Annotated in this window: 18 protein-coding genes and 1 pseudogene; all 19 read left to right on the top strand. The window is 44.4% G+C overall.

The features are described from left to right. Window positions 1–4: 4 nt before the first annotated feature. The 19 genes and pseudogenes from GCU45_RS00460 to GCU45_RS33970 all read left to right on the top strand — a co-directional run bounded on the left by GCU45_RS00460 (window position 5) and on the right by GCU45_RS33970 (window position 18,746). On the top strand, window positions 5–1,354 hold the full coding sequence (locus GCU45_RS00460) for a hypothetical protein (protein ID WP_152397624.1): 1,350 nt from the start codon (window positions 5–7) through the stop codon (window positions 1,352–1,354). 26 nt (window positions 1,355–1,380) lie between these two features. Then, complete coding sequence (locus tag GCU45_RS00455; protein ID WP_152397623.1) at window positions 1,381–1,629, top strand: hypothetical protein; 249 nt, start codon at window positions 1,381–1,383, stop codon at window positions 1,627–1,629. A 270-nt stretch (window positions 1,630–1,899) separates the two neighbouring features. Continuing rightward, window positions 1,900–2,640, top strand: coding sequence for a hypothetical protein (locus GCU45_RS00450; protein WP_152397622.1), 741 nt, complete (start codon window positions 1,900–1,902; stop codon window positions 2,638–2,640). A gap of 226 nt (window positions 2,641–2,866) precedes the next feature. Then, on the top strand, window positions 2,867–3,277 hold the full coding sequence (locus GCU45_RS00445) for a BlaI/MecI/CopY family transcriptional regulator (protein WP_089547399.1): 411 nt from the start codon (window positions 2,867–2,869) through the stop codon (window positions 3,275–3,277). Then, window positions 3,277–5,148 carry a M56 family metallopeptidase gene (locus tag GCU45_RS00440; RefSeq protein ID WP_152397621.1) on the top strand — a complete coding sequence of 624 codons (1,872 nt, stop codon included), beginning with the start codon at window positions 3,277–3,279 and terminating at the stop codon, window positions 5,146–5,148. Before GCU45_RS00445 ends, GCU45_RS00440 begins: the two co-directional genes overlap by 1 nt. A 634-nt stretch (window positions 5,149–5,782) precedes the next feature. Continuing rightward, window positions 5,783–6,790, top strand: coding sequence for a zinc-dependent alcohol dehydrogenase (locus GCU45_RS00435; protein WP_152397620.1), 1,008 nt, complete (start codon window positions 5,783–5,785; stop codon window positions 6,788–6,790). A gap of 11 nt (window positions 6,791–6,801) precedes the next feature. Further along, window positions 6,802–7,632: a sugar phosphate isomerase/epimerase family protein gene (locus GCU45_RS00430; RefSeq protein WP_152397619.1), complete on the top strand. Its 831-nt coding sequence runs from the start codon at window positions 6,802–6,804 to the stop codon at window positions 7,630–7,632. 18 nt (window positions 7,633–7,650) lie between these two features. Further along, the gene (locus tag GCU45_RS00425) at window positions 7,651–8,979 is read left to right on the top strand and encodes an extracellular solute-binding protein (RefSeq protein WP_152397618.1); all 1,329 of its coding nucleotides are present in this window, start codon (window positions 7,651–7,653) and stop codon (window positions 8,977–8,979) included. A 25-nt stretch (window positions 8,980–9,004) separates the two neighbouring features. After that, the gene (locus tag GCU45_RS00420; protein WP_152397617.1) at window positions 9,005–9,880 is read left to right on the top strand and encodes a carbohydrate ABC transporter permease; all 876 of its coding nucleotides are present in this window, start codon (window positions 9,005–9,007) and stop codon (window positions 9,878–9,880) included. Next, window positions 9,877–10,719, top strand: a complete 843-nt coding sequence (locus GCU45_RS00415) for a carbohydrate ABC transporter permease (protein ID WP_152397616.1) — start codon at window positions 9,877–9,879, stop codon at window positions 10,717–10,719. Before GCU45_RS00420 ends, GCU45_RS00415 begins: the two co-directional genes overlap by 4 nt. Before the next feature lie 78 nt (window positions 10,720–10,797). Then, a complete protein-coding gene (locus GCU45_RS00410) occupies window positions 10,798–11,679 on the top strand; it encodes a sugar phosphate isomerase/epimerase family protein (protein ID WP_152397615.1) in 882 nt (293 codons plus the stop codon). Further along, window positions 11,669–12,844 (top strand): Gfo/Idh/MocA family protein, encoded by a 1,176-nt coding sequence (locus tag GCU45_RS00405; RefSeq protein WP_208837090.1) that lies wholly within the window; start codon window positions 11,669–11,671, stop codon window positions 12,842–12,844. Before GCU45_RS00410 ends, GCU45_RS00405 begins: the two co-directional genes overlap by 11 nt. A 33-nt stretch (window positions 12,845–12,877) precedes the next feature. Beyond that, window positions 12,878–13,759, top strand: coding sequence for an AraC family transcriptional regulator (locus tag GCU45_RS00400; protein ID WP_152397614.1), 882 nt, complete (start codon window positions 12,878–12,880; stop codon window positions 13,757–13,759). Window positions 13,760–13,838: 79 nt separating this feature from the next. Then, window positions 13,839–14,879 carry a TIM barrel protein gene (locus tag GCU45_RS00395; RefSeq protein ID WP_152397613.1) on the top strand — a complete coding sequence of 347 codons (1,041 nt, stop codon included), beginning with the start codon at window positions 13,839–13,841 and terminating at the stop codon, window positions 14,877–14,879. Between the two features lie 528 nt (window positions 14,880–15,407). Next, window positions 15,408–16,277: a phytanoyl-CoA dioxygenase family protein gene (locus tag GCU45_RS00390; RefSeq protein WP_167527038.1), complete on the top strand. Its 870-nt coding sequence runs from the start codon at window positions 15,408–15,410 to the stop codon at window positions 16,275–16,277. Between the two features lie 72 nt (window positions 16,278–16,349). Further along, window positions 16,350–16,517, top strand: a pseudogene (locus tag GCU45_RS00385) (aldo/keto reductase); the annotation flags it as partial. A 613-nt stretch (window positions 16,518–17,130) separates the two neighbouring features. Continuing rightward, window positions 17,131–17,247, top strand: coding sequence for a YjcZ family sporulation protein (locus tag GCU45_RS33975; protein WP_208837088.1), 117 nt, complete (start codon window positions 17,131–17,133; stop codon window positions 17,245–17,247). 187 nt (window positions 17,248–17,434) lie between these two features. Next, window positions 17,435–17,551, top strand: a complete 117-nt coding sequence (yjcZ, locus tag GCU45_RS00380) for a sporulation protein YjcZ (protein ID WP_143812959.1) — start codon at window positions 17,435–17,437, stop codon at window positions 17,549–17,551. A gap of 1,093 nt (window positions 17,552–18,644) precedes the next feature. Continuing rightward, window positions 18,645–18,746 (top strand): YjcZ family sporulation protein, encoded by a 102-nt coding sequence (locus GCU45_RS33970; RefSeq protein ID WP_208837087.1) that lies wholly within the window; start codon window positions 18,645–18,647, stop codon window positions 18,744–18,746. Window positions 18,747–20,045: the final 1,299 nt, after the last annotated feature.

Below are 20,045 nucleotides of genomic sequence, written 5' to 3'. Positions count from 1 at the left end.
GAGTATGAGACTAAAATCAGCGATTGATGAACATAATGATACATCCAAGCAACCTGGAATCGCTTTGAAGTTAGATCATCATGTTGAACTTTCTCTTCCGCCTGTTAGAGCCGGATTTTCAGATGATGGTCGTCTTGCTTTGCGAGTAGGGTCTGATTTTCTGGTAAGCGATATGTTTCTTGCAGATATTCTGGAAACGATTATCGCAAATGAAAGTTTCGTATATATGTATCTGAACGAGGATGTGTTATCTCTTTGCAATTTGCTGCTGAAGTCAGAACTGATATTATTATCTGAACGACTTAAAGAGCACTTTGGTAAAACGATCAACTATCCTGTTGACCCTTACCAGCCTGAGGGGATTGTCAGGTTATTGGGTCTTGACGCCGCTTCAATAAGCAACGAAGCTAATAAAGATCTTTTGCTTAAGAAATTAAATGATTTATTGACGAGACGATTCGGTATAATTTCCGATACAGGCAAGTATAGAGAGTCTTATGCCTTTAACAGGGCTTTAGAAATTGTTAATGAAGGAACTGCATACTCGACACTGAAAGTTACATTGAACAAGAATGAAGGTTCACTTATGTTCCTTGATTCTCATTTTAAAGCAGAAGTCGGTTCTATGTACGGAAACACGGCAGTAGGGGCATCCGAGACGGTTACAGCCATTGCCAAAACGATAACGGTATTTGAACGTATCATTCCTCAGCTAGGAATGTACTATGCTTTATCTCAAGCTCAGATCGCTTTGCTTCGTTTAGGGTGGGTATCAGAGGACTTGAAACTAAACGACAGCGTATTAAAAAACTGGATTAGCGATGTTACCGCTAAGCTGGTACCTACAAGGAGAATGCCCAGCGAAACCACGATTCTATATTTCATGAAGGCGACATTAGCGGATGGTTCCGAGGTTAATGGGATGTGGCCCAATACACTATCAGCGGATTTATTTTACAACCTCGAAAGCGGTCGTGTAGAAAGGTATGTTTCCGAGCATGAACATTACTTGGAACTGAAGGATGGCAAAAGATTTACCATTGCTAACACGGTGGATGGTGGTGTATCCGTCAGAGCCGTTTCGGACAATACTGCTGATACGCATCATATCCTTTATTTCTATAACGATCCCGAAAGTTTGGATAAAGGTATACTATTAGCAGGTGCAGACCGTACAGTTTCCTTACTTGGCAAATTAAGCGATAAAGCCAGCCCTTTTAAAACCGTGCATTTGAGAGCTCCTCGGGGCAAGGAATTTAGATTTGTCATGTGGGGATCAAATGATTTTGATGTTTATTTAGTAGAAGAGGGGCAAGGTGGGGTTTATACAATAGATGATACTTTGAGCAGTTAATAGCTTATGTCAAAGAGAGATTGACAGTGGGGTATGGAAGTCTAGGAAAAACTAAAAAGTTTAGATTTGAAGGAAAACAGCCAACTGAGATAAGCCTTTCCAAATATCATAATGGCGCACATTCTCAAGAAACAATAAATGAGAACTCCTTCCATGCTCCTGAAGAAAAAGGTGCTTATTACTATTCTCTTTCAGCAACTTGGCTAAAAGATAAGGAAAAGAGAATTTCTGAAGGTAGTTCAAGCTACGTATTTGTTATCGAAGTGCAAGATTAATTTGTTATTGTCGTTAAAGTGGCACTGTTCTCCAATCAAAAAATTCCATTAAACTAACGGGAGACGATAGCTCAATAAATAAACTAAACACGGTTGGTCCCCTTATAAGTCGCTTAGACTAGCGGCTTTTTTTGTATTTAACGAAAACTAAATAAATTTCTGCACAAACCGTATTGACATTAATTAACTACAGTTGTAGTATTAATTTGCAACTACAACTGTAGTTTGTAAAAATAAAAAAATTTAATTATAGGAGAGGAGCATTACCAAGTGAAAGCAGCAACGAAAGTAGCAATCGCGACACTAAGCAGCATTTTATTAATGGGTTCTTCCGTCAGCCTCGCGGCGAAGACGCAATCCTCCGAGAAAGTCCAAGAAGCCGCTGTTAAAAAAACGGCCGAAGCAGCTAAGACTATATCTGCAGAGGAGAAAAAGTTTATCGAAAATGAGATCCAAAGAGTGAAGAAGTTGAGCCAAGAGTCTGGCGATATGTATGTCTTGTATTATAAATACCCCCAATTAAATAGCGGATTTGATATTAGTTATTGGGGAGGGATACATGAATTCACAACATACGAGGACTACTTGAAAAAAGCCTCTACCCTGAAGGGATCGATCTTGAAGCAGCCTGCGAACCTGCCAAAAGGATACAAGTTCTTAACAGCAGTCATTGAAGCTCCGATCGAAGGAAAGTTCGTTGATGAAGTAAGGGCCGAAGGTAAGAAGAGCGGAAAGCCCATCTATGTGAAAAAGATCGACTGGAAAGAGGCGGCAACAATCGGACTTAAATATACGAACGGAAAAGACACGCTGGGCTTTTCCAAGTATGCGGTAGATTCAAAGGGAAACATGAAGAAAGGCTTTTATAACGATACGCTGCCGGCACACGTCTTTCCAAAATACGTCTTTTGGAATGATGGCGGCAAATTCGAATACAGCATTTCAACCTCATCTGTGGATATGCCCAGGAAACAGAAGATTGAAATTTTAAAAGCAGCCGTGAAAAAATAACATATTAATTCAGCTATAGGTTTTCTCGAACAGGTGCTCCAAAATACGATTACATGGGTTCTTTTGGAGATCGTCATGACCGCAGACGTGCGAAACGTTTTTGTGTGTAACAAAAACGTGAATATTACGCTCTCACATACAAGTTGACATTACTAAACTACAATTGTAGCATGTGTATTGTAACTACATATGTAGTTTGAGTACATTGACTTTGGAGGTTTCATGCATGAATCAAATACCACCGATTACGGATGCAGAACTGGAAGTTATGCGTGTATTATGGGCCAATCGCGACTGCCCTTCCAGCGAGGTCGTAAAGCAAATGACGGATCGAATGGGGTGGAGCCCCAATACGACCCGGACGCTCCTAACTCGTCTGGTGCAGAAGGAAGCAGCGGGTGCGAAACTGGAAAAGGGTTCAAAGCGCACCCAACTATTTTTTCCGATCATCAGCGAGCAGGAGTATCTGCAATCCGAAACCAAATCCTTCATGAAAAAACTCTATGGGGGAGCTTTAAAGCCGATGCTGGCTAACTTTCTGCAGGATAAGAAACTAAATGCACAAGAAATCGAGGATTTAAAGGCTTTGTTTGACGAAAACCGCAGCGACGGGGAAACAGAAAAGAGAGAGCCCTGATGAGTCTTACATTGCTTGAGAATGTATCGTCTTTTTTCGGCTGGGTGATTCGCGGATCGTTCATGGCCTTCATCCTGATTGTACTTGTCCTGATCCTGCAGTTTCTATTAAGAAACAAGATTGAAGCCAGATGGAAATATTGGCTTTGGCTTCCCGTGGCCATTCGCCTGCTGCTCCCTTGGGCCCCGGAATCCTCGCTTAGCCTATACAATGTTTTGTCCCTGGAGGCCATAGCGCCCGGTATTCATCAACAAACTCAAGCTTCATCGGGTTGGAAGGAAGCGGGGAGAATAAGCGAGGCAACTGTTCATGTTGAGCGCTCTACAAACCCGGAAGCAAGCGGAACTTCGGAAGTACCTGCATTTGAATCGGGACCTGTGCAGGAGAGCGGATTTTGGTGGAATGGGTTCAAGCAAATAGGCTTCGCCAATACGCTGATGTCGGTCTGGCTTGCAGGCGTGCTGCTTTTTTCGGCGAAAACGGTATGCGACCAGCTTCGATTGAAACAAGCTCTGCGCACGGGTCGAAAAATAGATATGCCTCTTCTATCGGCCGTGTTTCACGAGACGAAACAGCAAATAGGCGTAAAGCGTAACGTGCAGTTTGTGGCCAGCGAGCGAATTCCCGGACCTGCCGTGGTCGGTTTTCGCAATCCGGCGATCGTTATTTCGCCCAGTCTGCTCATTACGCTGAAAAAAGATCAACTTCAATATATTCTGGCGCATGAGTTCGCGCATATTCAGCGGCGGGACGTCGCCGTGAACTGGTTGATGCATATCATCCTGATCATCCATTGGTTTAATCCGTTATTATGGCTAGCCGTACGTAAAGCAAGACAGGATCAGGAGATGGCCTGCGATGCATGCGCCTTGAATCGGATGAGCCCGCAGCAAAACAATGCATACGGACAAACGATCATCCATGTGTTGGAGCATTATTCAGGAAAGCAACGCCAACCGGGGCTTGCCGGCTTGTCCGCCACACATAAACAAATGAAAAGGAGACTTACGATGATTAAACAATTTCACAAAAAATCATACCGCCTGTCCATTCTGGCTATGGGGATGATTATTGCGCTTGGCAGCGTGACATTGGTTAATGCTAAGGAAAGCGATTCAGGGAGCGTAACACCGAAGGCTCCCGTGCAATCGGAACAGGATTCAAAAGCTGTTGTGAATCATGTTTCGGATATGATCTATCCCGAGGGAAATATAGACCGCGAGCTTTACAAGACAGAACTGGAAAAGGCGCGGAAAAAAGCAGTAGCTGCAGCCAAGGCTCTAACTCCAGAGGAAAAAAAGTATATCGAAGATGAGACCAATAGAGTGAAGAAACTTAGTGAAGAGACAGGCGATATGTACGTTCTGTATCATAAATATAAGGATCCTAACAGTGGATTCGACCTAAGTTATTGGGGAGGGATAGAAACATTCACCGCTTACGAGGACTACTTGAAAAGTGCTGCTACGCTCGAGGGCTCCATTCTGAAGCAGCCCGCCAACTTGCCGGAGGGATATAAGTTTTCCAAAGCAAGAATTGAAGGTCCAACCGAAGGAAAATTCCTTGATGAAGTAAGGGCCGAAGGCAAGAAGAGCGGTAAACCCGTCTATGCGAAAAAGATAGACTGGAAAGAGGCGGCAACCATCCGTCTTGAATATACGAACGGGAAAGATACGCTGGCCATTTCGAAATATACGTTGGACTCAGAAGGAAGCAAGAAAAAAGGTTTCTTTGAGGATGAATTACCGGCACATATCTATCCAAAATACGTTTTTTGGCATGAAGGTGGCTTCGAATACAGCATTTCAACCACATGGGATATGTCCAAGGATCAGAAGGTCGAAATTCTGAAAGAAGCGGTGCAGAAGTAATATTTTGAGCAAGCTTCGATCTTGCGCGGGAAAGTCATGAGCGAACCTGATGATGATGAGAACATCCGACAACTCCAAAAATCGGTTGATCTATTTATTAAAAAGTTGAATTTTAAAAAACCGTTGATGATTAATCCCAACGGTTTTTTTATTTTTTGTTTGAGTTTGGTGTCGAGGGACAAGAACATAGTCCCATTGAAAGTCGCTATTTTAGCGGCTTTTTTGTTTTATCGGTACAAGTTCTTGTCCCGAGCCCAGGACAAGAACTTGTACCGATTGCCGTAATGGACAAGAACATAGTCCGATTACCGATTAGATAAGTATTCCATGCAAAAATATAAGAGGTCGCAAAGAGCGGAATATTTGCGCTCTCCTTTGCAAAAGGTGAAGTTGATATCATTCACAGGATTTACAGTATATGGATTTTTTTAATCGCGGCTATGTTTAACATTTTTCAGTTTTTAGTGACCTTGTACGCTAATAGGTTGTGTCACACAGATTCAAATTGCTATATCGGTGTTTTAGATAAAAAATTGGTTTTACGATCAAAGACTTTCGAAATGAAAAGCCTTACATTATAAGTGTTGCTTCTCTAATAGGGTCCAAACGCAGATGAAAAACAGGAGTGAAAACTATGAAAAATCGTAAGGTCATGTTTGTAAGTCCGCAGCAAGTGGAGACGGTGGAGGAAGAGTTCGTTCCCCAGGAGTTAGCGGGCAATGAAGTGCTTGTTAAATTGATTTACTCCCTTATTAGCCCTGGAACGGAACTGGCGATGCTTACTGGTAAAGAGGAATGGGCACAGCTTCCTGTCTGTCCTGGCTATTCAAGCGTAAGTACCATCATCGAGGTTGGTTCTGGTGTAACGAATTTCAAGCCAGGCGATGTGGTGTTTCACTACGGCTGCCATTCGGAATATCAAGTTGTCCGTGCCTCCGACGTATTCATAAAGGTACCAGAGGATCTGGATCTCAAATGGGTACCGTTCACTAGAATGGCGACGGTTGCCTTCACCTCCACACGTGTCTCTGATATCGAACTTGGCGACTATGTCAGCGTGACAGGACTTGGGCTTGTTGGGAACTTGGCAGCACAGCTTGCAAGATTGCAAGGGGCCAATGTCATTGGTATTGACTTGTCGCCAGAACGGCTGCAAACCGCACAACGATGTGGTATAGAACTGACAATCAATGGCGGGGAAGAGCAGGTAAAAGAACAAATCACAGCGCTGACGGATGGAAAAGGCGTCTCGACGCATATTGAAGCAACAGGTGTCCCTCAAGTAGGCGTAGATAGCCTTTCGTGGATCGCTAGATTGGGCGAGATCATTTTCCTAGGCAGCCCGCGTGGCGTGTACAACACCGACGTCACGGATGTGCTCAACTACTGTCACCTTTTCTCACGCGGTTCCATTACCTTCAAGGGTGCGCATGAGTGGCGTTATCCGAGCGAGCCTGATACGTTCGTCAAGCATTCGCTGGTTCGCAACTCCAAGATTGTATTCAAACTGATTAAGCAGAAACGATTGCAACTGGAGCCGCTGCTGAGTCATGTGATTAAGCCAGAGCAAGCGAAAGAAGCTTACGAAGGCTTGCGTAATCATAAGGACCAGTATCATGGCGTATTATTCGATTGGTGTTAGGAGGCAGACAAATGATCAGAGGCTTAACGAGAGCCGGTATAGGACATATTGCTTCAAATGAACAGTTTATTGTCTATGCGGTACAATTCGGATTCCAGTCAGTTGACCTCAACCCTGCGGATTTGATCCGTGAGGTTGGGATGGAGAAGGCATTACACCTGCTAGAAAGCAACAATATCGTCCTTGGCTCCTTCGATATGCCAGTGGATTGGCGTTCAACGGAGGAGGCATTCTTAGAGGGACTGCCAGCGCTCGTTGAACAGGCAAAGGCAGCGAAGCTGCTGGGAGGGAATAAATGCTGTACGTATATTTTGCCATCTACGGATCAAGATGTAGCTCCGTTTATGATTGCTGCGACTCGCAGATTGCGTCTATGTGCAGATATTCTCGCTGCGTATGGTATTCGTTTTGGGTTGGAATTCGTAGGCAGCTGGCATTTGCGAGAAGAGTGGGCAAATCCGTTTATCTGGACGCTCGACGATACGCTAGCATGGATTGATACCATTCAAGCCCGTAATGTCGGATTACTGTTTGATTCCTATCATTGGCATACCAATGGATTGGGGACAGAGGCCATTCTGAAGCTTAAACCAGAACAGATCGTCCATGTGCATCTGAATGATGCGAAGAACTGGGCCATTAGTGAGCTCATGGACGGTGACAGGCTCTATCCCGGGGAAGGGGCCATTGATCTAACTGGATTTCTGAGCAGTCTTGGGAAGATTGGCTATAAGGATGTCGTTGCCCAAGAGGTGTTGTCTCCATTAGCAGCCGAGCAGGAGTCTACTCAGTTGCTGGCACGGTCCCAGGCTGGATTTAACAAAGCATTTGCAGGTATATAGTCAAGGGGGGAGTTTCTTATGAAAAGTAGAAAAAGAAAAACGATCATCATGCTAAGCACATGTCTTGCTGTATCGCTAACCCTGTTCGGCTGTAGTGAGAAAAAAGCTGTGAACGAGAATGCATCGGCTGCGGAATCTTCTACTGACAAAATCACACTGACTATTGGGCATTACGATGTGGATAAAAATGGCGAAATATTCAGAGAAGCGCTGCAAGAGTTCCGCGACGAGAATAAAAATATAAACCTCGTTGAGGAAGCCGTTCCCCATGATGCCTACAGGGTGAAAATGACGACACTTGGCGCTTCCGGAGAATTGCCGGACTTGTTCGTTGCTAATGGTTCCATGCTGATCGACTATATCCCCAAGGGCTATGTAGGAACCTTGAATGAAGCGCTGGATGCTGATCCGGCGTGGAGGGATGGCTTCCTGCCGAACAGCTTTGATGAATTTACGGTAGATGGCAACATATACGGTGTGCCTACCGCGATGTTTACGGTCCACATGATTTATTACAATAAGAAGCTCTTCCAACAAGCGGGCATTTCCGAATTTCCGAAGACGTGGGATGGGTTCACAGATGCCATTGAGAAGCTAAAAGCAATCGGGGTAACACCTATTGCAATGGGCAACAAATCCAATGTTCCTGTTGGTTCCACCATTTTCAGTACGCTGGCTGATCGATTCACTGGCACGGAATGGTTCCATGAAATGAAGGCTGGCAAGGCAAAGTTCACAGATGCTGAATTTGTAAGCGCTTTGACTCAACTGCAGGATTTGGCTAAGATGGGCGCATTTAACCCGGATATTAACAGTATTGATCCGAGCCAGGCGCGAACACTTTATTTCAATAAGCAGGCTGCAATGATCATCGACGGTGCATGGGCGGTCACTGACATTACACGTGATGGTCCAGAGGATATAGAGAAGTCTACAGGACTTGCAAGTTTACCGCCCGTTCCTGGAGGGAAGGGTGACCCTCTTGCTGTCGCTGGTGGCTCCGGCTGGTCGGTTGCTTACAATGCCAAGCTAACAGGTGCGGAGAAAGAAGCGGCCATCAAGCTGCTCAAGAAAGTATCAAACGAAGAATATGGTCGGAAGAAAATTGAGCGTAATGGGCAGCCGCCTGTGAAAGTGACTGATTATGATAAGTCCAAGCTGGCTCCGCTATCGGTTGAATATTTTCAATTCATGGAAGGCAAGAAGTTTACGCCAATCTATGATATTCAGCTCAATCCAGCGCTGGTGGAAGTCATTTATAAAGGTATTCAAGATCTGTTAATTGGGGGCATTCAACCCGCTGACCTAGCTAAAAAGATACAAACGATACAGGATTCCCAACAATAATTTTGTCTAGAAAAGGGTTGAGTATATGAACAACAGTCGTCTTTTCAAACTTCAAGCTGGACCGTTGCTGCGATATCTCGTTCCGATTCTGCTCATTTACTCATTTACGGTGCTTGTTCCGTTAGTGCTCTCGTTCTATTACAGCTTGCAGAATGAGAGCGTTACCCAATTTGTCGGGCTTCAAAACTATATGGCGCTAGTGAAGGACAGTGACTTCTGGTTTTCGTTCAAGAACAATATTATTATAGCTGTCATTTGTGTGATCGGGCAAATCGGCATCGCGTTTGTAATCTCCTCATTCTTTATGACGAACATGCTTCGGATGGCCAGTCTGCACCGGATCGCGATTTTTTTGCCAGTCGTATTGGCTCCTGTTGTTACAGGTTACCTATGGTCTATGATTTACAACTATCGGCTGGGCATTCTGAATTGGTTTCTAAATCTATTCAACATGGAGCCTGTGCTCTGGCTGGATAACCCGGATTATGTTCTTTATACGGTATCCGTTCCGCTTGTATGGCAGTATATCGGCTTGTATTTCATTATTTTTTTGGCAGGCATGCAAAATATCTCGAAGGATGTCCTGGAGGCCTGCGAAATCGATGGCGCAAACTGGTACAAGAAAACGGTATTCGTGATATTTCCGCTATTGAGAAATGTGATGACTGTAGCGCTGACGCTCTGCATCACAGGTACTTTAAAGGTATTTGATCATATTTATGTCATGACAGGCGGAGGACCAGGTAGAAGCTCTATGGTTATGGCTCAATATGCCTACAATAATGCTTTTACAATGAGCAGACTCGGATATGGTAGTGCGATTTCGATCGGGATGCTCATCCTATGTGCCATTATCGTTCTGGTCATGTTCAAGTGGATTGGTGGTGAGGAGAGGGGATGAAGAAAAGCACCACGCCAATAGGCATGCTCTTGCAAGTAGTTGTGAATATCGTTGTTCTTTTGTTCACCTTGTCAGCCTTGTTTCCCATTGTATGGATGGTTTACACATCCGTAAAGTCGAATCCGGACTTCAGCTTGAACACGATTTCGCTTCCAACCAGCCCGACTCTAGAGAACTATGCCAATGCATTTGAGATTGGCAACATCGGCTCTGCTATATTTAGCAGCCTACTGAATACAGTGATTCCGGTTCCGATCATTATTTTGTTTTCTTTCATTATCGGCTACTTCTTCTCAAGAATTGAGTTCAGAGGCAAGAAGCTGTTGATGGTACTCTTCCTAGCTGGGATGATGATTCCAATCCATGCATTGCTTGTCCCGCTCTTTGTTCAGTTTAAGTGGTTTGGCATGCTGGATAATCGCTTTACCTTGATTCTGCCTTATATTGCGTTTCATCTACCTGTTGCGATCTTCCTCTTCGATAGCTTCATTAAAGGTATATCCCGAGAAATTGAAGAGGCCGCTTATATCGATGGCAGTTCTTTCGACAATACGATGTTTAGAGTCATTTTTCCGATTTGCCTGCCCATCATGTCTACGGTTGCCATTCTGAGTATCCTGGGAACCTGGAATGAGTTTTCCTTTGCTCTGGTGCTGAACAAATCTTCTGATCTATTTACACTTCCGATCTGGCTTACCTTCTTCAGCGGGCAGCATACAACCGACTATACAGGCAAAATTGCCGGGCTCGTTATTACCTCACTGCCAATTATTGTCATGTATCTATTCTTCAGCAATAAAATCATGTCCGGTATGACGGCCGGAGCGGTCAAGGGTTAAGGGCATGAGGAATGAGTTGTCGTTATTATCGCGTATTATGAAATTAGCTATTACTTATGATTAAGGTGGGGATTTACCATGTCTAACTTCAAAGGCAAGATCAGTGTACATGCAATTACTTGGGGGCAAGATCATTTCAAAGCATTGGAGGAAGCTTCAGCGCTTGGGTATACCGCGATTGAGCCTTGGTCTTCATTTGCCCTTTCTTACGAAAACCGCATTAATGAGTTCAAAGAATTGTTGTCCAGTAAAGGTCTGGTGATGACTGCGCTTTACGGCGGAGCCTCTGGCGAGATGAACCGCAGATTCATAGATCCTGCCAGTCGTAAAGTGATTATCGATTATAACGTGAGGCTTGCCCGAATTATTGCGGAGTGTGGTGCTCAGAATTTAGTATTCGGTCCCGGAGGTCCACGCCAGAAACCAACCACGATGGATGAGCTGAAGGTAGCAGCTGAAACGATCAATGAAGCAGCGAAACGGACCTATGACCTTGGTGTGAAGGCTTGTCTGCATCCCCATCTGTGGACGGAAGTTCAGGATGAGAATGAGCTGGACACACTGATGAATTTGACTGATCCAGAGGTCGTGTTCTTTGCCCCGGATACAGCACACTTGACCGGCGGCGGTATGGACCCGGTAGCCGTTATACGCAAATATCGTGACCGCGTCGCTTATGTTCATCTGAAGGACCTGACCAGCAAGGAAGCTACCAAGGAAGATTTCCCTATGCTGCTGGGGAATGAATCGCTGCCTGTATTTTGTGAGCTAGGGCTCGGCACAATCAACTTCCAGCCCGTTATCGAGGCTCTATCAGACATCGGATACACCGGCTGGATGACGGTTGAGATTGATCAGTCCACCAGTACACCCATTCAAAGTCTGGAAATTTGTCGGAATTTCGTGGAACGTGAACTGAATATTCCAATCAAGGGGGTATGCTACAGTCATGACACTTAAAAGGAAGATTCGGGTCGGTATGATCGGCTATAAATTTATGGGCAAGGCACATAGTCATGCCTATAGAGACTTGCCATTTTTCTTCGATCTAGATGTCGAGCCGGTTCTTCAAACCCTTGTGGGACGAGACGCTGAAGCTGTCAAGACAGCTGCAGAGAAGCTCGGCTGGCTGTCCTATGAGACAGATTGGCGCAGATTACTGGATCGTGATGATATTGATGTGATTGATATTGGAACGCCCAATAGCTCGCATGGCGAAATTGCAATTGCTGCAGCTCAGGCCGGCAAGCATGTCATCTGCGAGAAGCCGCTGGCCATGAATGCTCAGGAGGCATTGGCGATGTGGCGGGAAGCAGATAAAGCAGGCATCACGCATATGATCTGTCATAACTACCGATTTGTTCCGGCCCTGCAGCATGCAAAGCGCCTGATCGATGAGGGAGCCCTGGGCGAGATTTATCACTTCCGGGCACAGTATTTGCAGGATTGGATTATGGACCCAAATTTCCCTCTTGTGTGGCGAATGCGCAAAGAAATGACCGGCTCTGGGACGCTTGGAGATTTGATGGCGCACTCTATCGACCTAGCCCGTTTTTTAGTCGGCGAGATTAAGGAAGTAACGGGTATGGCCGAGACCTTTATTAAAAGAAGGCCGATTGGTGAGATGGCTGGAGGCTTACATGCGGTATTAAGCGATGAGGTAGTCATGGCTGATGTTGATGTAGACGATGCCGTAGCAGCAATGTTAAAATTCGAGAACGGAGCGATGGGTGTGCTGGAGGCGACTCGCTTTGCCCAAGGCAACCGGAACAGTAACCGAATCGAAATTAACGGCTCCAAAGGCTCTATACGCTGGGAGATCGAGCATATGAATACCCTTGAGCTCTATCTGAAGGATGATCCCGAGGGTATGCAGGGCTATCGATCAATAAACTGTACAGAAGGTGTTCATCCCTATGCGGGTGCTTACTGGGCAGCCGGACATCCGATTGGCTACGAGCATACCTTTATCCATCTGGTTTATGAACTGATGCAAGGGATTGCCAGTGGTTCGAATCCTTCACCAACTTTCGAGGATGGATACCGGAATCAGGTGGTACTTGATGCAATCGGACAGTCGGCACTAACTGGGTCACGCATTGAGACCACTTATGAGTCAGTGTAGGGATTACCGTTAATAAAGTTAGGAGGCAGCGGTGTGTTTGAAACTTGGATGAATGATATCTCACCCTTTGTAAGACATGCAAGAATTATGAAAAGCTTCGCACTTACGGGGGAGTGGCTGAATCACGATCATGTATTTACTTATATCGAACAGGGAGAAGCTGAGTTTTTTTTGGGCGGTGTCAAGTATTTGGCTCAAGAGGGCGACATTCTGCTGATGCATCCATTTATGCCACATATCATTCACTATACCTCAGACCTACCGCTCATTCAATATATTTTTCATTTTGATTTGTATTACGATGAGCAGCGAAGCAAGCTGCAGGATACCCAAGCAACCAAGCAGGACAGGGATATGGTGTCAGAACGGGAGATGAAACTCGCCTCGATCTGTCCGATCTCTCGTATGCAGCTCGCGGAGCGAATCGATATTAAAAAAAAGTTTCTTTTGTTATACAAGGAGATTCTGGATGCTAAGCCAGGCAATGAGCTCATGATCAAGTCCATTTGTATAGAGCTGTTGTACTTGTTCTTAAAGGGGCAGACGAATTTGCAGGCAGATGAGGGAAAGCTGACAAAAGGCTGGCCGTTTATTGAGCGGGCGATTGACTTTATTAATGACAGTTTTGCGGATCCACTGCTCAGCAATGCAGTCATTAGTGAGCATGCCGGTATATCAACAAATCATCTGTCTCATCTGTTCAAGAAGCAGCTAGGCATCACCGTTCAAAAATATGTGATGCATATTCGGATTGAGACAGCCAAAAGAAAAATTATCGAAGGAAAGTATACGTTGACCGAAATTGCGGAGGCTGTTGGATTTTCTAGTATTCATCTGTTCAGCCGTTCCTTCAAAGTCGCAGTAGGCATTACTCCGAGTAAATTTGCTGCCGCACAATCGTTACATCATCCATAATACTGTCTGATTGAATTTAAATAACATAAAATTCTATAAACAACTGAAATCATACAAAAAAATTGGAGGTTTCACTAACATGACAACAACAAACTTCAAATATTCGGTAGGACCATGGAATGTACACGAAGGCGCAGATGCCTTCGGCCCGGAGGTTAGAAGCTCGATTCCGGTCGATGCCAAGCTTCGCAAGTTCAAGGAAATCGGCTTTACAGGTGTTCAATTCCATGATGACGATGCGGTTCCAGATATCAATGACTTGTCCGAGGATGCGATTAAAGTTCGTGCAAGAGAGCTTAAGCAAGAACTGGATGGGCTGGGGCTGGAAGCTGAATTCGTCGCTCCGCGTCTATGGCTCGATGATCGGACAATCGATGGGGGATTTACATCTAACTCCGCAGAGGATCGCGAGTTCGCCATATGGCGCGCTAAGCGTTCCATCGATATTGCAAAAGAACTGGGAACAGATCGACTGGTACTCTGGTTAGCCAGAGAAGGAACGCTCTGTGCGGAGAGCAAGGACCCTGTGCTTGGTCTACAGCGACTGCGTGAAGCGGCTAACGAGATTCTGGCGTATGACCCAACCATTCGCATTTTGATTGAACCGAAGCCGAATGAGCCGATTGACCGCAGCTTTGTTCCTACGGTAGGCCATGTGCTGGGATTTGCTGCAGGTACGAATGATCCTAACAGAGTAGGTGCATTGCTAGAGTCCGCTCACGCTGTTCTTGCAGGCTTGGAGCCGTCCCTTGAGCTCGGGTTCTGTCTTTCGCAAGGCAAGCTGTGGGGAGTTCACTTAAACGATCAGAACGGCTTGCGTTATGACCAGGACAAGTCCTTCGGAGTGGAAAATCTCCGTTCTGCGTTTAATCAGGTAAAAGTATTAATGGATAACGGCTATGGCAAAAATGGCGAATATGTCGGGCTTGATGTGAAAGCCATGCGTACACAATCCATTGAATCTTCCTATGCACATCTGGAAAATAGCTTGAAGATGGTAAGGCTGATGGAGGCTAAGGTTCGGAAATTCAACACGGAGCTTGTTGACCGCTACCGCGCTGCCAGAGATTACGAGGCCATTGAAATGTATGTCATGGAGCTGCTGTTAGGTGAACAGTAATTGCTAGTTTAATAGAAATAGAGAAGTGGACTGAGATTAGCCGCTTCTCTGCTCCTATATTGTTTATGGGCACAATCTAAAAATAAGTGGTTGCCAGAATGAGTAACTCTGCGGAGGGGTATAGGAGTTCTGGAGAAACGACAGTGATCGCATTTTAAACCCGAAATCCACCTCTGAATAGGAGCCATTCCTGTACGGTGTTGACTGCGGGTTACTTGTCCACAGCTCACAATAAATGTTACACGCTATGAGTGGTTGCTCTGGTGATGAGAAGAAGGAGTGAAGGATAGTAGGCGGGAGGAAGACGAGATCCCCTTTCTTTATTGGATTTTTTTTCTCCGACTGTAATGGTTCATTTTCCATCTTCACCAGATGAAGCGCGTAAACAATAGCCGATTCTCTTTGCTTCAAAGAAGAAAACCGAAAAAAATGAACAATATCTCGGAAAGAACCCTAAATACCGAACTTACTTGTGTTTGTTAAATTATGCTTATTGGAACTACATTTCATGAGAGAGGAAAAGCGGGTATGAGCCAACAAAATTTGGGGAGCCTTACGAAGGAACAAATTGATTTCTATAATGAAGAAGGATATATTGTCCTGCCAAATCTACTAACAGAGAAGGAAATGATTCCTGTCAAGGAAGCAATGATGACAAAGGTTTCCATGATTGCAGATGAGCTTTTCCAAGCGGGTCTAGTCTCTGATAAACTGGAAGACAGGCCATTTCCTCTACGGCTTGCTGAGTTGTTCGTAGATTTGACGGCGGAAGATTTTCTAAAGTACGGCAGGAGCTGGCGAGACCGTTTACCCGGCTATTTTGACCTCATGACAAATCTGAAAATTTTGGATGCCGTGACGTCGCTCATCGGAGATGAGTTGTTCGCTAATCCAGTCTACAATACCAGGCCGAAAATACCGAAGGTCGCTGCAGGGGCCGTCCCTTGGCATCAGGATAAATCGTATTGGCCGGGTGCCAACGCGAACCCTGTCATAACGGTGTGGATCGCCATTGTTGATGCCAATGAGGTCAATGGCTGCCTGCATATTAAGCCCAAAACACACCGCAAGCGGGTACTGAAATGGTATCAGGAGCAGGAGAGTGGAACCGGCTATACTGCACTGAGAGAGGACCAGTTGGGTAAGACAAATACCGTGCCACTACCTGTAGCTGCGGGCAGTGCGATCTTGTTTAATGATCGCTGTCTGCATATGTCGACACCAAATAATTCTCATGAGGTGCGTTGGAGCGTCGATTTGCGGTACCAGCCGACAGATCAAGATCCGATGCTTGATCACGGCATTGGCTTCTTAGCAAGAAGCGGTCTCTATCCTGAACGGGTGGCGAGGCTCGAGGACTGGCTTGCAGAGCGGCCTGAGCGTGCGAAGGATTATTGATAGATATAGCAAAAAAAAGGCCTTGACGATAACCTGCCCACTTTACCGATAGGCATTCGGAGAGATTTATTTATGAAGAAAAGAGCGCTTGGCGCAAGCGGACTGGAAGTATCAGCTTTAGGGTTAGGCTGCATGACCATGTCCGATTCTTACGATAGCCACCGGGATGAACAAGAATCCATACGGACGATTCATCGTTCATTAGATCTTGGTGTGGGCTTCTTAGATTCTTCGGATATGGTTGATCACATCGAGCAAAGCATACAAATTTAAATCCAAAATGAATCCCAATTAGGGGTTCTTTTTTTGGGCAGACATTATGGTTAAATGGCTGGTTTTAACGTTAGTGGTCATATTTGTTGCAGCTTACGTATCATTTAGTATATGGATTACCAATGACACCAAAGTTATTTTAGTGAAAGCTGTGAGTGGAGATAATGATTATACTGAATATAAAAATATACAAGCGCCTAAGCAGAGATATGACTTTACCCATATGATATCAATATTTTTGATAAGAGGGAGGTACTTTCATGAGCGACGTCAGAGGTGTTGGATTTGGTGCTACCCTAATAATATAGGTGTTATCTTGGTGCTCTTTATTCCATTGGTAATTATTTTGAAAGCATTTTGTTCGTAACACAAAGACCCTGCTGGTTACTATCGGCATGGCATTTATCTTTTACACAAAGGTTTAGTTTTTCATTTTGCTCTGTTTGAAAACAAGGGGCACTCTTAAAGTTATAAATGAAACTCCAAGAAGAATAAAATCAAATATCAAGCGTATTAACCCATTCCTAAATAATGGAACATACATATTGTAATATTAACTTCTGGCAAAGGAGGTACATGTATGAGCGATGGTGTTGTTGGTGGCGTAGGTTACGGATACGGCTTGCACAACAATGTTGGTGCTATCCTTGTGCTCTTTATTCTGCTGGTAATTATCTTGTCGACATTTTGTTGGTAATAAAGAATAAGGAACGAGGAATGACGAAAACCCTGTTGGCTATTAGCTTGCAGGGTTGTTTTTTTGATTCATTCTAATTATAGTCCGAAATTAAAAATGAGTGTTTGCCCTTGATATCTTCGCCCTTACCAAAAAGTTCAGCAATCCATAAGATATGATGTACTCTAAACTAAAGGAGGGCGTACTCATGAGTGAAGTTGTAGGCGGAACAGGCTATGGTTATGGTGGTCTTGGTACCAGCACTGCAGCTATATTAGTCCTGTTCATCTTGCTGGTTATCATAACTAGATCTTTCTTTTTCTAAGTAAACAACATTTTTTTAACCCTGCCAGCTTTGTGCTGACAGGGTTAAATTGTTTTTGGAGCATTTGAATAACCTCTGCATATAATGAAATGCTGCCGCAATTACTTGCTCTTCTCCATTCTACAGATGTATCACTCTTTATCCTTCCGAAATATCCATCCCGTCTGTAGGGTGGGATATTCTAATTATCTTGTAATAATAAGACCCTGCTGGCTGTGTGTTGGCAGGGTCTTTACTATTTTACTTTATGTATTTTATTTTATCCAGCAGAAAGCCTGATGGATCAGGCTTTCTGTTATTTATTTAGGAGAAATTGTGTCATAAAAAAAGCACAAATGTGCCTACATTGTAGGATAATGACACAAAAATGCCTACATCCTGATGTCCGGCCGTATTCACTGGAAATGGCTCATTACAAAAATTCCTCACCAGTTTTGATTTCAAAAAAATCTCCTCTTTGCGAGGAGATTCAAGAGATCAGATTAAGGTAAGCGCGAGCAGCGTGAACAGGCTTAATGTTAAAATGGAGTTGCGTGATCCGTCTCTTCGATCTGTCTCCAAAAACACGTTATCACGATCCACTCTTAGGATTCTTCCTTCGTGTATACATCCGTCTCTTGTCCAAATGCGGACTCTCTGGTTCAAGCATCGCATGCAGTCATGATAGGCTCCCATCTCATCACCCCTTTCTTTGACAAAGCATCATATGAACGCGTTGGACAAAAGGTCACGGCAGTTATACACTCAACAATGAATGTGATTGACGTTTGTGATAGTAACGAAGCAGTTACCCGTTCAGGCTAACGCGCTTTACTACAAGTTATGCAAAGAGGGAAAAGATTTGCCTGTATACACAAAGTGATATTTTGTAAAATAAAGACAACATTTTGGGACGCGCCGTTATACAATTTGAAAGCATTGGTATAGCAAAGACCCTGCTGGCTTAAGTACTGGCAGGGTCTTTTTGTCTAGCAGCATTTTTGAGTATAGTATGAAAATTAAAATCAATGTTTGCCCTTGAGAATTTTGCCTTTACCAAATCCTGACTAAAACATAAGATACCATGTATTTTAATTTTAGGAGGTAGTGTGGGATGAGTGACGAAGTAGGCTATGGTGGTTTCCGCAATAATATGGCAGCTATCTTGGTTCTATTCATTCTTCTGGTTATCATAACTCAATCTTTCTTTTTCTAAGAAAACAATAAGTAAGTAATAAAGGTGGGAGTGGAGAGAGGAGAAGATATGAGCGAGTTTCTGGAGTTTAATCGCCGTGAGGAATTTGAGCCCCACGATGTGAGTATATAACCTATTAAGAATGCCCAAAATGGGGAGGTAAGCACCTTGCTTTTCCACTTCCCGGCCGCCCTTTTTGGGCGGCCTTTTTGTTTGACCATTAATAGCGACGCTAACCAGGGAGGAATATTCGATTTCGCTGAACCGGCTGCGTCGAAACCATCTCGCCCTGATAGCAGGCAACACACAGGATATTAAGGACCTGGAAGATCGCATGTAGCAAATTGAGAAACAGTAAGCCAAACGGCCACGTTGGCATGATAGCTGACGTGGCCGTTTGTTTATTGAAGTTGCGTTAATCGCTCTCACATACTCAATCTCAGAATATGGCACCCTCACCGGACCGTCCGCAGTCCTAATCTTCGCTGGATCGGGATCCCCGGATAACTGAGCTTTACCCACGATCAAATCATCGTTTTAAGCTTTACCGTGACTATGCGCATATGCAGCGGCAGTTCTTAACTCCTCAACCATTACATTCCCTCACTAATTTTTTTGTAATACGCCTTTTAAAAACCGAGGTTATATATGTTGTAGATCCTCAGTAGTTATCTGACCCGGCACAATAAAATGCCGAACATGGAGCAGCTTGAGACTATGGCCGGCAAACGTAAGGATAAAATCATTTCGTCACTGAAGGAGCTCGAAAAGCAGGGATACATCCGCTGGGAAAATAAATCATCAGTGGAACACGTTGTGATTTTGGAGGCGTGGGAGAGAGGGGCGGCCCCTATCAAAAAGCCCTAACGTTAGCCGCGGGGCCGATTACTGGACTATGTATTAATTAGGAGGTTAAACCATGAGCAAGAAGCTGACCGATAATAGATTTTTGACAGTTCACGTATGATGTTGCCGCAGTTATGCAAAGATGGAATGGAATGATTCTTATTCCAAACTCCGTGATGAGCTATTGAGTTTAATATGATCCTGAGATAGTAACTCATGGTTAAGCAAATTGAGAACAGTAGTTCAAAACAACAAAAACAGCAGCCGGCAAGTAATTGGTTGCTGTTTTTGAAGGGCGAAAGTCTTGTCAAAGGAAACACCATCTTGAGATAAGCACGGAGGGACTGCGATTCCTAAAATCTATGGTTATTATACATTCACGATTATTTTGAATTTCATATTGGTCGAAAACTTAGAGATGATTTTGCTAATCCGTTCCTAGTGGTGTATAAGTTAACACGTTCCGCAAAATGC

The organism is Paenibacillus cellulositrophicus (assembly GCF_009363095.1).
In the GTDB taxonomy this organism is placed as follows: Bacteria; Bacillota; Bacilli; order Paenibacillales; family Paenibacillaceae; genus Paenibacillus_AQ; species Paenibacillus_AQ favisporus.
The sequence above is the reverse complement of the archived record's forward strand: the minus strand, read 5'-3'. Positions and strand labels throughout refer to the sequence as shown.